Source organism: Metabacillus sp. KJ11-3 (assembly GCF_055808295.1).
Genome location: NZ_CM147865.1, coordinates 2,626,619 through 2,641,571, shown reverse-complemented (window position 1 = coordinate 2,641,571; position 14,953 = coordinate 2,626,619). Strand labels below are relative to the sequence as shown.

At 35.2% G+C, this 14,953-nt stretch carries 13 protein-coding genes and 3 pseudogenes; 12 read left to right on the top strand and 4 right to left on the bottom strand.

Annotated features, from left to right (window positions below):
* The first annotated feature begins 172 nt into the window (after positions 1-172).
* Complete coding sequence (locus AC0L8O_RS13440; protein ID WP_473442945.1) at positions 173-490, top strand: YlaH-like family protein; 318 nt, start codon at positions 173-175, stop codon at positions 488-490.
* Positions 491-594: 104 nt separating this feature from the next.
* On the opposite strand, the gene AC0L8O_RS13435 is transcribed toward AC0L8O_RS13440, so the two are convergent.
* Positions 595-795 carry a YlaI family protein gene (locus AC0L8O_RS13435; protein ID WP_473442943.1) on the bottom strand — a complete coding sequence of 67 codons (201 nt, stop codon included), beginning with the start codon at positions 793-795 and terminating at the stop codon, positions 595-597.
* A gap of 189 nt (positions 796-984) precedes the next feature.
* On the opposite strand from AC0L8O_RS13435, the gene AC0L8O_RS13430 reads away from it, so the two are divergent.
* Positions 985-1,443: a pyridoxamine 5'-phosphate oxidase family protein gene (locus AC0L8O_RS13430; RefSeq protein WP_473442942.1), complete on the top strand. Its 459-nt coding sequence runs from the start codon at positions 985-987 to the stop codon at positions 1,441-1,443.
* Positions 1,444-1,538: 95 nt separating this feature from the next.
* Here AC0L8O_RS13430 and AC0L8O_RS13425 read toward each other — a convergent pair whose 3' ends face one another.
* On the bottom strand, positions 1,539-2,141 hold the full coding sequence (locus tag AC0L8O_RS13425; protein ID WP_473442940.1) for a YhcN/YlaJ family sporulation lipoprotein: 603 nt from the start codon (positions 2,139-2,141) through the stop codon (positions 1,539-1,541).
* A 276-nt stretch (positions 2,142-2,417) separates the two neighbouring features.
* Here AC0L8O_RS13425 and AC0L8O_RS13420 point away from each other — a divergent pair, with 276 nt between their 5' ends.
* Positions 2,418-3,746, top strand: coding sequence for a PhoH family protein (locus AC0L8O_RS13420; protein ID WP_026560506.1), 1,329 nt, complete (start codon positions 2,418-2,420; stop codon positions 3,744-3,746).
* A 64-nt stretch (positions 3,747-3,810) separates the two neighbouring features.
* On the opposite strand, the gene AC0L8O_RS13415 is transcribed toward AC0L8O_RS13420, so the two are convergent.
* A complete protein-coding gene (locus AC0L8O_RS13415) occupies positions 3,811-4,308 on the bottom strand; it encodes a peptidyl-prolyl cis-trans isomerase (protein ID WP_473442938.1) in 498 nt (165 codons plus the stop codon).
* Positions 4,309-4,517: 209 nt separating this feature from the next.
* Between AC0L8O_RS13415 and AC0L8O_RS13410 the strand changes: the two genes are divergently transcribed.
* Positions 4,518-4,799 (top strand): Fpa/YlaN family protein, encoded by a 282-nt coding sequence (locus tag AC0L8O_RS13410; protein WP_026560504.1) that lies wholly within the window; start codon positions 4,518-4,520, stop codon positions 4,797-4,799.
* Between the two features lie 291 nt (positions 4,800-5,090).
* A pseudogene (locus AC0L8O_RS13405) lies at positions 5,091-6,312 on the top strand (FtsW/RodA/SpoVE family cell cycle protein).
* 440 nt (positions 6,313-6,752) lie between these two features.
* On the opposite strand, the gene AC0L8O_RS13400 reads toward AC0L8O_RS13405, so the two are convergent.
* Positions 6,753-7,691 (bottom strand): COX15/CtaA family protein, encoded by a 939-nt coding sequence (locus tag AC0L8O_RS13400; RefSeq protein WP_473442936.1) that lies wholly within the window; start codon positions 7,689-7,691, stop codon positions 6,753-6,755.
* A gap of 613 nt (positions 7,692-8,304) precedes the next feature.
* Between AC0L8O_RS13400 and cyoE the strand changes: the two genes are divergently transcribed.
* From cyoE to AC0L8O_RS13365, 7 genes and pseudogenes are all read left to right on the top strand, one after another.
* A complete protein-coding gene (gene cyoE / locus AC0L8O_RS13395; protein ID WP_473442934.1) occupies positions 8,305-9,234 on the top strand; it encodes a heme o synthase in 930 nt (309 codons plus the stop codon).
* Positions 9,235-9,333: 99 nt separating this feature from the next.
* The gene (coxB, locus tag AC0L8O_RS13390) at positions 9,334-10,410 is read left to right on the top strand and encodes a cytochrome c oxidase subunit II (protein ID WP_473448883.1); all 1,077 of its coding nucleotides are present in this window, start codon (positions 9,334-9,336) and stop codon (positions 10,408-10,410) included.
* Positions 10,411-10,442: 32 nt separating this feature from the next.
* Positions 10,443-12,296, top strand: a pseudogene (gene ctaD / locus AC0L8O_RS13385) (cytochrome c oxidase subunit I); the annotation flags it as partial.
* 9 nt (positions 12,297-12,305) lie between these two features.
* A complete protein-coding gene (gene ctaE / locus AC0L8O_RS13380) occupies positions 12,306-12,932 on the top strand; it encodes a cytochrome c oxidase subunit III (RefSeq protein WP_034332400.1) in 627 nt (208 codons plus the stop codon).
* Between the two features lie 4 nt (positions 12,933-12,936).
* Positions 12,937-13,269 carry a cytochrome c oxidase subunit IVB gene (gene ctaF, locus AC0L8O_RS13375; protein ID WP_473442933.1) on the top strand — a complete coding sequence of 111 codons (333 nt, stop codon included), beginning with the start codon at positions 12,937-12,939 and terminating at the stop codon, positions 13,267-13,269.
* A gap of 149 nt (positions 13,270-13,418) precedes the next feature.
* The gene (gene ctaG / locus AC0L8O_RS13370) at positions 13,419-14,321 is read left to right on the top strand and encodes a cytochrome c oxidase assembly factor CtaG (RefSeq protein WP_473442931.1); all 903 of its coding nucleotides are present in this window, start codon (positions 13,419-13,421) and stop codon (positions 14,319-14,321) included.
* Between the two features lie 89 nt (positions 14,322-14,410).
* Positions 14,411-14,877: pseudogene (locus tag AC0L8O_RS13365) on the top strand (DUF420 domain-containing protein).
* Positions 14,878-14,953: the final 76 nt, after the last annotated feature.

Below are 14,953 nucleotides of genomic sequence, written 5' to 3'. Positions count from 1 at the left end.
GTAATAATGTATGAAATTTTGTACGTAGTTTTGGGTCTAGCTCCAGGCGCTATCTGCTCAAGGGTCTAGTCAAATAGGGATTGAAGCTAGGTAGACCTTCTATTCCTATCCGCTTATGCGTGTCACCGAATACATAGTGGCCTGCACTTTTATTATAAAGGAGGACAAGTTGATGGATGTTTCAGAAAGATTGTCTTTTTTTCCAAGCTTATATCGTGTAATTGATCATCCGGAGATAGGAATGTGGATGTTGTACTTGACAATTTTGTTTCTATCAATTTTAGTTTATAAGCTGGGATTTGCTAAAAAATTACCGATATTAAAGTCAGCTGTTATATATACATTCTTAGCGCTTGGCTGTACGGTACTGACATTTTTAGGAATCTTTTTACCTGTTGCAGAAGGATTGGTAGTAGCAGCTCTAATCCTAATTATTTACAAGATCCGTCTTCATCAATCTAAAAATCAAGAGGCAGAAGATGTTCGTTAATTTTAAAAAGAGTAAGACAAGGTTTTGCAATCAAACCTGGTCTTACTCTTTTTAATAGTTAACTGAGTAATATTTAATCATAAACTTAAAGTAACAACCGTATGTTACCAATTGTCGTCATTCTTTTTATCACGGTAAAAGCGAAACTTCCCCGTTGCCACTCTGGCTTTTGTTTTCTCTGTAATTCGATCTTGGCATGTTGTACACATATATGTATGAATGGGGCGATTTCTTAATCTTTTTGCGACTAAAGTTTCATCTACTATAGATTCTACAAGGTCACATATAACACATTTCACTTTCATAAAACACCTCTATTAGTAATCTGCCTTGTTTTCATATGAATGTAAATAAGGGATTCCTTTTTTTGTTGGTTGGTTAGACAAAAATTATTATACCATAGAAAGATGAAAAGATTTAGCCGTATATATTTTGTTGGACAAAGTGAAAAAAACAGGTATGATATTTGTATAAAGTGGAAAGGAAGGGTTGAAATGGCAAATAGAGTAGAAACAGCACTCATCGATCCATTATTTCAGGAGTTACAAAAAGAACGTTTTGTAACAATATCTACAATCGATCATGAAACAGGCTCACCAAATGTAAGTGCTATATCATGGGTCTTTGCACCAGATCAAAATCGTATATTAATTGCGATAGATCAAAAGTCAAGAATTGTTGAGAATATAAAGAAACATCCTGCTGTTGTTTTAACTTTAATCGCTAACGAATCAACATACTCGATTAATGGAAATGCACATCTAAATAATGAAAAATTAAAGAATGTTCCATTAAAACTAGTATTGGTAGAACTATCTATTGTAGAAGTAAGAGATGTTATGTTCTATGGTTCGAAAATTTCGACAGTACCCCAATATGAAAAAACATATGACGAAAAAGCTGCTGCAAAACTTGATAAACAAGTATTAGATGCATTGAAGAATTATATATAAAACAAAGACTGCCATATATTTCACCATTAAGAGATCACTTTACCAATGGATGATAAAAGGTCTTAGGATAGCGAATAGGCAGTCTTTTTTATCGTTTACTTATTTAGGTGATTGTTGGATTGATCTTGTTGTTCCTTTTCCAATTTTTGTTGTTCTTCTTCATTTAACTGATCATTATTTTGGTTGGTAGGTTGTTTTTGTTGATTATCAAGAATTTCACTTGGTATTTCCGGAACGATTCTGCCGACAATAGCGGCTAATTCATCTAGTATTCCAACAATCGGCCGCCCCTCTTGTATATCGGTGGCCATTTCACGTAATCTAACGTTTGTATCAGCATCAGCGATAACAATTGCTCTAGCGCCATATGGATCATGCATAAGGCTCTCTGCAACTGTATATTTAATTGTCTCCACTTTATTACGGTCCAGTTTGGAATTAACATCTATGCCTACTACGGCATATGGTCCCAGAACTACAGCAGTCGCATCATTTACTTCAGGAATTTCATTTGCAAGGTCAACAAGATGTTTTGAAATTTCCTGCCCGGACTTACGATCTACATGTTCTTCTACACTGTTTTTAACGTTAATCGGTTCGCTGCCATTATCTTTTTCCTGATCTGTTTTTGGAGCACCTTGATTAGCTGTACATCCTGCCAGGGTTAAAATTAACAATATCGTAAGTAAAAATTTCATGTCATCACTCCTTTATTCTAATGAAGATCTAAATGGTAGAATATGGTGTTAAGTCTTGCAGGAATATTTTTGAAATAACACTTTTGTTTCTAGAATGAACAATATGAAAGTGCTGAAAGAGGTTTTTTCCTGCTTTTTAATTTTTATTGTCTAATAAACCTTCTATCTTTATTCATTCTTTCATATATTTTAGCAACGCTTCATTCACAGCTTGACTTTTTTCACCCTAATTGTTTCACTCCATAAAAAAATAGCAACGGAGTAGGAGGCGGAGGTTTGAGGAAGATTTATGTTCTAGACACAAATGTATTATTGCAAGATCCGAATTCCATTTTTTCATTTGAGGAAAATGAGGTTGTTATTCCTGCAGTCGTTTTGGAAGAGGTGGATTCAAAAAAACGCTATATGGATGAGATCGGCAGAAATGCTAGACAAGTTTCAAAACTGATTGATCAACTTAGAGAAACAGGGAAATTACATGAAAAGATCCCATTGACGAATGGTGGCTCATTAAGAATAGAACTTAACCATCGGTCGTTTCATCAGTTGCAAGAGATTTTTGTTGAGAAAACGAATGATAACCGAATTTTAGCTGTAGCAAAGAACTTGTCGTTAGAGGAGCAAACGAAGGAAGATGGACGAACAGTCATTTTAGTTAGTAAAGATACGTTGGTACGAGTCAAAGCGGATGCTATTGGATTAATAGCGGAGGATTTTCTAAGTGATCGAGTGGTTGAGATTGATCATATTTATTCAGGTTTTCTTGACTTATATATAAGTGGGGAGAATTTAAATCGATTTTACGAAAAAAATGAATTAATTTTATCTGAAATTACAAATCATCCTTTCTATCCCAATCAATTTGTCATTATGAAAGATGCTTTAGGTGGATCTTCGTCAGCAATTGGAAAGGTAGATCATACAGGGAAAAAAATTCAGCGTCTGGTTTTTGACCATGATCATATTTGGGGGATAAGACCAAGGAATGTTCAGCAAACAATGGCATTGGAACTTTTGCTAAGAACGGACTTGCCTTTAGTCACTTTAATTGGAAAAGCAGGTACCGGGAAGACATTGCTTGCTTTAGCAGCCGGACTTATGCAAACAGAAGATTTAGGCACATATAAAAAGCTGCTTGTTGCCAGGCCTATTGTTCCAGTCGGCAAAGATATAGGTTTTCTTCCCGGAGAAAAAGAGGAAAAGCTCAGGCCATGGATGCAACCTATATTTGATAATTTAGAATATCTTTTTAATACGAAAAAACCGGGTGAACTAGATGCCATTTTGGCAGGTATGGGCTCTATCGAAGTAGAGGCATTAACCTATATAAGGGGGAGAAGTATTCCTGACCAAATCATAATTATTGATGAAGCTCAAAATTTAACAAAACACGAAGTGAAGACAATTTTAACTCGGGTAGGGGAACGTAGTAAAATTGTTTTAATGGGAGATCCGGAGCAAATAGACCATCCGTATTTAGACGAATATAACAATGGACTAACCTATGTGGTGGAAAAATTCAAAGATCAACCAATTGCGGGACATGTAAAATTAGTGAAGGGTGAGCGTTCAGGGTTAGCTCAATTAGCAGCAGATTTGCTCTGATGGCTATCTTTTATAGTAAAAGAAAATGAGCTAACTACCATAGTTGGCTCATTTTCCGATGATGCTATTGGATTATAATTTCTTTTACGTTTTTAATTGGGTTTTTTAAATTTGACCCATCTCCATAATAGACATGGATTGGTCCATCATTTGTTAATGGTTTACCTTCTTTGCTAAATCCAAAAATAAATTGATGAGCTTCTGAAAGAGGTACTGTAATTTCTTGATCTTCTGTTATTAATTTTACCTCTGTAGCATCATCGTGAACTTCAGCATTCAAAAGGAAAGGCTTAAACGGTATTCCAAAAGTACCAGTTAAAACTTTTATTTTTTCGTATTTTTGCTCAGTTTTAAGTGTTGGAGGAAAAACAGCACCTTCTCTAATTTCCCTTTCCCAATGTTTAGAAACAGCCTTTGTATATTCTTCCAGTTCATCTTTTTCAACTTGCTCTTGTTGAAAATAAGTTGTTAGATCAATTTTTCTATCATCAAATATCCAAACACCAGGATCTAAAGTGATTTGATAATCCACCTTGCCTTTTAGTAAAATAATTGAATTCATACAATGTACACCCCTTTTCATCAAAATAAGTATAAGCTTTAATGTAAATTTTGTCACATATATTGGGATGTTTAAACACAATTACTTAATATCTCTTTTATTTTTGAGCAAAACTTTTTCTTTAGGCGGTTTGTCCTTGCTTTTTTCTCTTAATGGGCTTAATATTAAAATATATAATAGGGTAATCGCTCGGAAACGGAGGGATTAAATTGGCGTCTGAGATTGCTGTTAATCATCGAGATAAAGCACTTGCGGTACTTAAGGCAGATGCTGATAAGATCATGAGACTGATCAAGGTTCAAATGGATAATTTAACAATGCCTCAATGTCCACTTTATGAAGAGGTTTTAGATACACAAATGTTTGGTTTATCTAGAGAAATAGACTTTGCTGTAAGACTTGGCCTTGTAGAGGAACATGAGGGTAAAGAACTGCTCGATACATTGGAGCGTGAGTTGTCTGCATTACATGATGCATTTACAACAAAATAATAACTAAAAACTCAAGCTAATTTTATTAGTTTGGGTTTTTTTAATCACTTAACCCACCTTAATGGGCAATAATCAAGGAAGATTAGTAGGAAATAACGGCACGTAAAGTTTCGATAAGTCTCGCTAACCAACAGTGGGGATGAAGAAAACCCTCAATGTTGGAAGTCCCACTCATGAGAAAATATGAATAAAGTAATGTTTTTAAAGGTTTTTACTCATTTTCAGTCGAAGTTATAGTAAAATGAAAACAACTAGATTGACTTCATGTTTCTAAGTAAGGAAGAGATAAATATGGTGAAAAAAATAATAAAATCATATGATTATTCATTAATATTAGCTGTTATATTACTATGCTCATTCGGGCTGGTGATGGTATACAGTTCAAGTATGATAACAGCAGTTGCCCGTTATGGATTTGAACCGGATCATTTTTTCGAAAGGCAAAAGCTTGCACTTATTGCAGGAGGATTAGCTTTTTTGGTCATGATGATTCTTCCATATAGAGCATTTTTAGACGGTCGAGTCTTAAAATTTATTGTATTTGGGTCAATTGGTCTTTTAATTTCTTTGTTTTTTATTGGACATGTTGCCGGTAATGCACAAAGTTGGATTAAAGTAGGCGGAATGAGTCTACAGCCAGGTGAATTTGTTAAATTAAGTGTTATTATTTATTTAGCTGCAGTGTATGACAAAAAGCAGACATATATTGATGAATTTGGTCGAGGTGTTCTACCCCCTTATTTTCACAGGTTTAATATGTTTTTTTGTTGTTATTCAACCTGATTTTGGTACTGCATTTATCATTGGAATGATAGCAGTCTGTATGATCGTTTCATCTGGTATGGCAGTTAAAAGTATGTTAAAACTTATTTCTTGTCTACTTTTATTTGCATTGCTAATGACTCCATATATTTTTATTAAAGGATTTTTCAGTGATGAACAGCTTAGTCGTTTTACAGGTGTTTCTGATCCATTCGGGAACGAAGCGGGAGCAGGTTATCAATTAGTGAATTCTTTCTATGCGATTGGATCTGGCGGACTCAAAGGTCTTGGTTTAGGACAAAGTGTTCAAAAGTATGGTTATTTGCCTGAATCTCATACAGACTTTATTATGGCAATTATTGCTGAAGAGCTTGGGATTTTAGGTGTGCTCTTTGTCATAATTCTGTTGGCTTTTGTTGTATTAAAAGGGTTTGCTGTAGCCCGTAAATGTCAGGATCCTTTCGGTACTCTTTTAGCTGTAGGGATCTCAAGTATGATTGCTATACAAACCATGATAAATTTAGGTGGTTTAACCGGGCTTATTCCAATAACGGGGGTACCTTTACCTTTTATTAGTTATGGAGGATCTTCAATATTGTTATTGCTAATTTCAATGGGGCTTTTAGTAAATGTCTCAATGTTTACGAATTACAGAGAAATCTATAAAAAGCCTACTCGGTCTGAACAAACAGATGTACCTAATATCAAGGCAGTACAACCAAGAGAAAAATCGGTATTTAAAAGCTTCTAACCTGTTTAAGGCTAACTTTTAGTTAGTTTCAGTTTGTAGATAAAGTAAAATTTGCTAGCCTTTCAGACTGATTGCTAACACCTGCTTTCGAGGCACGAAGCCTTGTGAGGAGCGGAGTTACCGGTGTTGGTAATGAGCACCGCAGCAAGGTGAGTAACGAAGAAAGCGAGCGTTTGTCAACAGTCTGAGGCTAACTTTTTAGTTAGTCTTTTTATTTTGTTCTATTATATAAATTTGAACGATAATATGGCATTTTGTTAGAAAAATTCTACAAAGAAGAATTAGGTAGGAATAAAGGGCACGAGGTGTTTACCATTTGCCTATGGAGGGTAAAGACTAGAAAGTAGGTTATATTTGATACGATGATAAAAAGACAAAAATGTACATAATCACCAGAGCAATTTAAGTCCATTTTTGTCTTTTATGTATCCCATATTTTATTATGAAAAGTGTTGATCATTTGTAGAGCTTATTTCAGCGTTAATATTACTCCTGCTCACTAGTAACAGGAAGTAACTAAGTAGTCCAAATAAACACGAAATAATAAGGGCATGTGCTAAAGATACATATAAATTTAATCCGGTAAGGACAACCAATGCACCTGAGGTTACTTGCATTGAAACTAAAATAAACGCAATTATCCAACCCCAATAGATGACCTTTTGATTTTTATGGTATTTTAGAGCTCGCCAAGCTGTATAGGTGATCCAAATAAAAATAATAGCTGCTGCCATTCGGTGTCCCATTTGGATCCATTCGTGTAATGTAGTAGGGAGACCGTTAGCTCTATTACTACATACTGGCCATTTAGGACATGCGAGACTTGCTCCTTTATGCCTCACATAGGCACCCGTATATACAACGATATACGAATAGACTATAATACCGACCATATGGAATTTCATTGTTTTGTCAATTATAAGCGCTTTCGAATCAAATTTTTTATCCACTTCAAAAATTAATAATGTCAAAAGCAACACTGATGCAAAGGATATAAGTGAAATCCCGAAATGGAGAGCAAGTACAGCGTCAGATTGCCCCCATTTAACAGCCGCTGCTCCAATCAAAGCTTGTAGTATTAAGAAAAACATAGAAAGAACAGCTAAAAATTTCGTTTCTCTTATATGGCCGATTTTTCTCCATGACCAGATTGAAAGTATGAGAACAGCTATTCCAGCAAGTCCACTAACAAGTCGATGACTTAATTCTACTACAAGTTCAAAAGTAATTTGGCTCGGAACAAGCTCACCATGACATAATGGCCAAGAATCTCCACATCCTGCACCTGACTCAGTTTTTGTCACAAGGGCTCCACCAATTAACACGAATAACATAATAATCGTTGTGAAAATTGAGAACCATTTAAGAGCACGTTGCAAAATGTTCACCTACTTATATAATTGGTATAAATAATAGTAAATACTCATCGTATAGTACACAATGTAGGAGAAAAAGACAATAAAATGAAGGAAAAGTTCACAAAGTTATTAGATATTCTTGAGAAGCGCTTACTCCTTTTGATTACGTAAGTAACATGAAATGAAAAACATAATGAAAATTTATAAAAAATTTTTCTTATTTGGATAGAAAGGGTTGAATAATCAGAAGGATTTTGCTAGAACTAGATATGTGTTCGATTTTATACATAAACACATTGATTAAAAAAGAAACGATTAAAGAATTATGAAAAATAGGGTAACCTAAGCGTATAGCAATTTCTTTCGTGTGACATACCCTTTCACAATTTCGACAAAAATACTTCATAAATTATTCACAATTGATGGAAGAATTATGTTTTAATATCAATTAGACCGTTTTTAAATTATCATTTTTTTAGTATCATAAGATGTAGAAAATTTATATGTTGGAACCGCCTTCATATAGTGCTTTCTAGAATCTAATGATTAGAATTACTCTAAATCAAAAGAGGAAAGTAATTTACAGAGGAATATACGAATTCCTAATGTAATGGAGGGGGAAGGAGGTATATAGTTGGCCGAAACAAAAGCATTGAATGATGCAACTGTTACGCACCATTCAAATGATATACAAGAAACAACCTTGTGGAAAGATTTCCTTGCACTAATAAAAGTAGGGATTGTAAATTCCAATGCGATCACTACGTTTACTGGTATCTGGCTAGCTCTTTATTTTAGTGATAAAGGATTTTTAGCCAATATAGATGTTGTCTTATTTACTTTAATCGGTTCATCGTTAGTTATTGCAGGATCATGTGCAATTAACAATTACTATGACCGAGATATTGATTATTTGATGGAGAGAACGAAAGAAAGACCAACTGTCACAGGAAAAATGAATCCTTTCTATGCGTTATGGGTAGGGATATTTTTATTAACAGTAGGACTTGCTTTTATGCTTATGACAACTATAACCGCTACTATCATTTCAATGGTTGGGGTTGTCACCTACGTATTCCTTTATACAATGTGGTCAAAACGTCTTTATACAATTAATACAGTAATAGGTAGTATATCAGGTGCTGTACCACCTTTAATTGGATGGGCCGCAATTGATTCAAATCTAAGTGTTATGGCATGGGTGCTGTTTTTAATTATGTTCATATGGCAGCCACCTCATTTTTTAGCATTAGCTATGAGGAGGACTGACGAGTACCGTGCTGCAAACATTCCTATGCTTCCTGTTATTCATGGATTTGATATTACAAAACGTCAAATCATGGTATGGATTGCATGTCTTCTACCTTTACCGTTCTATTTATATGAACTTGGAATTGGATTTTTAATTCTAGCTACTTTGTTGAATTTAGGCTGGATTATACTTGGAATAAAAGGGTTTAATAACAAAGACCAGGAATTAAAATGGGCGACAAAAATGTTTGTTTACTCTATTAATTACTTAACAATCTTGTTTGTATCAATGGTGCTTTTTACCATTGTTTAATTTATAAATTCTTTCTTAACAAGAATTTACTTATAAAAAGTTCCTGTATTTTAAAGTGATAGGAATTTTAAATTACTGAAAGAGGGGTTTGATTTGGCTATGAGAAAATGGCTGACAAAGTGGCGTCTATTATCGCTATTTGCATTATTGACGCTTGTCTTGGCCGGCTGTGGTGAACCGTTTCTTTCCACGCTTAAGCCTGCTGGTGAAGTAGCGGATATGCAGTATGACCTGATGGTGTTAAGTACACTTATTATGGTTGTTGTCATTGCAGTCGTAACAGTAATCTTCATTTACGTTGTCGTTAGATTCCGTAGACGTAAAGGGGAAGAGAACATTCCTGTACAAGTTGAAGGGAATCATAAGCTAGAAATCATTTGGACTGTTATTCCTATTCTTTTACTGCTTGTCTTGTCTGTTCCAGTTGTTTCTGCAACATTTAAACTTGCAGAAGTAGATGCAATTGATGATGAGAACCGTAAGCCTGAAGAAGCGATCGTAGTTAACGTTCGTGCAAATCTTTATTGGTGGGAATTTGAATATCCTGACTACGGAGTAATTACAAGTCAAGATTTGATTGTTCCAACTGATGAGAAAGTTTACTTTAATTTGATTGCATCAGATGTAAAGCATTCATTTTGGATTCCGTCTGTAGGTGGGAAAATGGATACTAACGTAGATAATGTAAACAAAATGTGGTTGACATTTGACTCAGAAAGAGCTGACCAAGCTGGAGAGTATTTCTATGGTAAATGTGCTGAGCTATGTGGCCCTTCACACGGACTAATGGATTTTAAAGTGAAAGCTGTTTCAAGAGATGAGTTTGACCAATGGATCTCTGATATGGAAAATGCGAAAGCAGTTGCTTCAACAGATTTAGCTGTTCAAGGTGAGCAACTATTTGAGGAAAAAGGTTGTATCGCATGTCATGCTGTTTCTCCAACAGATGAAAGACCAGCTGCAGCAAGAACTGCTCCTAACTTAGCTACGTTTGGAGAACGCGCCCGTGTAGCAGGTGTGCTAGAACATAATGAAGAAAATGTTCGAAAATGGTTAGAAGATCCTGAGACATATAAGCCTGCAAATAAAATGACAGGAACATATGATAAATTAACGGATCAAGAGCTTGATGCTCTTACTGAATACTTAATGGGATTAAAAGTCTCTAGTAATTAATTATTGAGCAAAATGAAAAGGGAGGTAACACTGTGAGCACGTTAACTCAGAAAAAAGGGGTCGGTGCGACAATTTGGGACTACTTAACAACGGTAGACCACAAGAAAATCGCCATCCTTTACCTGATATCCGGTGGCTTCTTCTTCCTTGTTGGTGGATTAGAAGCAATGCTGATCCGCATTCAGCTAGCTGTTCCGAATAATGATTTTGTTAGTGCAGGTTTATATAACGAGATATTAACAATGCACGGAACTACAATGATATTTCTAGCTGCAATGCCTTTACTATTCGCATTAATGAATGCGGTTGTACCATTACAAATTGGAGCTCGTGATGTTGCGTTTCCATTCTTAAACTCTTTAGGTTTTTGGTTATTCTTCTTCGGAGGGGTTTTCTTAAACTTAAGTTGGTTTTTAGATGGTGCTCCTGATGCAGGTTGGACTTCTTATGCTTCACTGGCATTAGATTCACCTGGGCATGGTGTTGATTTTTACCTGTTAGGTCTACAGGTTTCAGGTTTGGGTACATTGATTGCAGGGATTAACTTCCTTGTTACAATTATCAATATGCGAGCACCTGGAATGACATATATGCGTATGCCATTATTTACATGGACTACATTTGTTGCATCTGCACTTATTTTATTTGCTTTCCCTGCATTAACAGTAGGATTAGCATTCTTAATGTTTGATCGATTATTTGGTACAGCATTTTTTGATCCTGCATTAGGCGGTAATACAGTAATATTCGAACATATCTTCTGGATTTTCGGACACCCTGAAGTATATATCTTAGTTTTACCTGCATTCGGTATCTTTTCAGATATTCTTCCGGTATTTGCTAGAAAACGCTTGTTTGGATATTCATCCATGGTATTTGCAACTGTATTAATTGGATTCCTAGGATTCATGGTTTGGGCTCACCACATGTTTACAACTGGATTAGGACCAATTGCTAACGCTATTTTTGCAGTGGCTACTATGGCTATAGCCGTTCCTACAGGTATAAAAATTTTCAACTGGTTATTCACTATTTGGGGTGGATCAATTCGATTTACATCTCCTATGGTATGGTCAGTAGCATTTATACCTACATTTGTAATGGGTGGGGTTACAGGGGTTATGCTTGCAGCAGCTGCAGCAGACTATCAATATCACGATAGTTACTTCGTAGTAGCTCACTTCCACTATGTAATTGTAGGTGGGGTAGTATTCTCATTATTCGCTGGTGCTATATACTGGTGGCCAACAATGTTTGGTAAGATGTTAAATGAAAAGTTAAATATGGTCATCTTTGTGCTATTCTTTACAGGTTTCCATTTAACATTCTTTATTCAACACTTCCTTGGACTAATGGGTATGCCTCGTCGTGTATTTACTTTCCTGCCAGGTCAAGGTTTAGATATGGGGAACTTTATAAGTACAATAGGTGCTTTCTTAATGGCGGCAGCAACAATTCTATTACTAATTAACATTGTAATTACAGCTGTCAAAGGTAAAAAGGTTGGAAGAGATCCTTGGGGAGACGGCCGAACTCTAGAGTGGGCAATTTCTTCACCGCCACCTGAATATAACTTTAAACAAACTCCACTTGTCCGTGGATTAGATCCATTATGGATTGAAAAGATGGAGGGGAATAAAGAAATGACACCGGCAGAACCACTTGGTGACATTCATATGCCTAATGGTTCAATCTTACCGTTTATTATGTCATTTGGTTTATTCATCGTATCCTTTGGATTAATGTACCGTGAAGATTACGGATGGGGACTTCCTGCAATTATTGTAGGTTTCCTAATTACGTTTGGATGTATGTTCTTACGTTCTGTCATTGATGATCATGGGTATCACATCCATAAAGAAGATTTACTTAATGAAGATAAAGGGGGAAGCATAATGGCATCTGTTGAAGAGAAATTAACAGCTGAAAACTATCCGGCTGCGCCTGAAAAAGCTACCCTCGAAGGAAAAAATAAATTTATTGGCTTTTGGTTATTTCTAGGTGGAGAAACTGTGTTGTTTGCAACTCTTTTTGCAACTTTCTTAGCTTTAAGGGAATCAAACGCAGGAGGAGCAACAACACAAGAGCTTTTTGAGATACCACTTGTGTTTGCAGCAACTATGCTACTTTTAACATCAAGTTTAACAAGTGTTTACGCAATGTATCACATGAAAAACTTTAATTTTGGAAAAATGCAATTGTGGTTGATCATAACTGTACTTTTAGGATTAGCCTTCCTAATATTGGAGATTTATGAGTTCAATCACTATGTTCATGAGTTTCACTTTACAATTACTGACAGTGCACTTGGTTCGTCTTTCTATACATTAGTTGGTACACATGGACTTCACGTTGCATTCGGACTACTTTGGATCACTACACTAATTGTACGAAACGCAAAACGTGGACTAAGCTTATACAATGCACCTAAATATTACGTAGCAAGTTTATATTGGCACTTTATCGACGTAGTATGGGTGTTTATCTTTACAGTTGTATACTTAATGGGAATGGTGGGATAAACTGATGGCAAATAATCACAATTCAGCAAACCCAAAAGTAGACTTAGCCTATAGACGTAAGAAAAATGCAGAAGATATGAAACACCAAGTGGTTACTTTTGGTATGATGATCTTCTTAACAATCGTTGCTTTTATCGCTGTTGGTTATGATGGAATTGGGGAATGGTTTAAGGTTCCGTTCATCATTACTCTTGCTGTGATACAGGTAATATTTCAACTTTATTATTTCATGCATATGAGTCACAAAGGTCATGAGACTCCTGCACTGTTCTTATTCTCAGGAGTAGGAGTAGCTGCCTTAACAGTACTAGCGTTTGTTACTATAATTTGGTGGTAATTATTTTAAAAGAGCAATTGGCAAACGGATGCCAATTGCTCTTTTTAATACATTTATTAAGACTGAGATTTGTCATAGAACGTTCATTGCTACAAAATATATGGAAGTGTATAATAACTTTGAAGGACTAGCTTAAGGAGCTGAATTTAATGAGCTTTGATATATTTGGATTTCGTGCTTTATGGAGTCCATATTTTATTGTTGTGATCTTATTGATCACTGCGCTTTATTTTATGATTATAGGGCCTTGGAAAACAAAATTTAAAGATAGCTCAACTGTTCCTCTCAAGCAACAGTTGCTGTTTGTTGTAGCAATACTTTTTCTTTATATTAGTAAAGGTAGTCCCGTTGATCTTTTGGGACATATTATGTTTAGTGCACATATGACACAGATGGCTGTTTTATATTTGGTTGTACCACCATTACTTATTTTAGGAATCCCTGATTGGTTATGGAAATCCATATTGTACCGACCAGTTGTAAAGCCTGTTATAAAACTATTTACTAATCCAATTGTAGCACTTATCTTCTTTAATGGAATATTTTCTCTTTATCATGTTCCATTAGTATTTGACTTTGTAAAAACTGATCCTATTTACCATTCAGTCATGACAACGCTTATATTTTTTGGAGCATTGTGTATGTGGTGGCCACTACTTACTACATTACCAGATTGGAAGTCACTATCAGGGATAAAAAAAGTTGGCTATATTTTCGCTGACGGTGTGTTATTAACACCCGCTTGTGCTCTCATTATTTTTGCAAGTGACCCTCTTTATTTAACTTATTCCGAACCACAAGCATGGTTGAATGCATTGCAGTTATGTGTACCCGCTGATATGCTGTCAGGTTTGAATTTAACAGGTCCGGAAATGTTTACCACATTACCGATTGTTGAAGATCAACAACTGGGTGGTGTCCTTATGAAAATTATCCAGGAAATTGTATATGGATCCATTCTTGCATATATCTTCTTCCAGTGGGCTCGTAAAGAAAGAGAAAAAGATGAGATTGATTTAAATAAGAATTTTTCACCTGATCCGATTAAATAAATTGATGTTAAGAGGCTGACTAAATGTTCGCCAGTCTTTACATATGATATAGCTATTAAAAGCTGTACTAAAAAGAAAGGATTTCATGTATGAATACATCTTTACCTATTTTACCTACTATAAGTACTTCGTTTATCGTTCTTAGTGCAATATTAGTTGCAATTGGATGGTATTTAATAAAGCAGCGTAATATTGAGGCACATATGAGAGTCATGTTTGGAGCTGCAATTGCTGCAATAGTTTTCTTTATTATCTATGCCTCAAGAACCATTTTTATTGGTAACACAGCATTTGGGGGTCCTGATGAAATCAAAATCTACTATACAGTTTTTCTTGTTTTTCATATTACATTAGCGACTGTCGGTGCTGTATTAGGTATTATATCTTTAATTACAGGTTACAAAAAAATTACCAGAAGCATCGTAAGCTTGGTCCAATAACGAGTATTGTATGGTTTTTCACTGCCATAACAGGTGTTGCTGTGTATTTACTTTTATATGTTTTTTATCACGGTGGAGAAACAACATCAGTTATTAAAGCAATATTAGGATTTTAAACATATTTTCAAGGTGGTTTAGAATAAAATATTCTAAACCATTTTTTTTGCCCTCTAAAAGGTATTCTTTAGGATT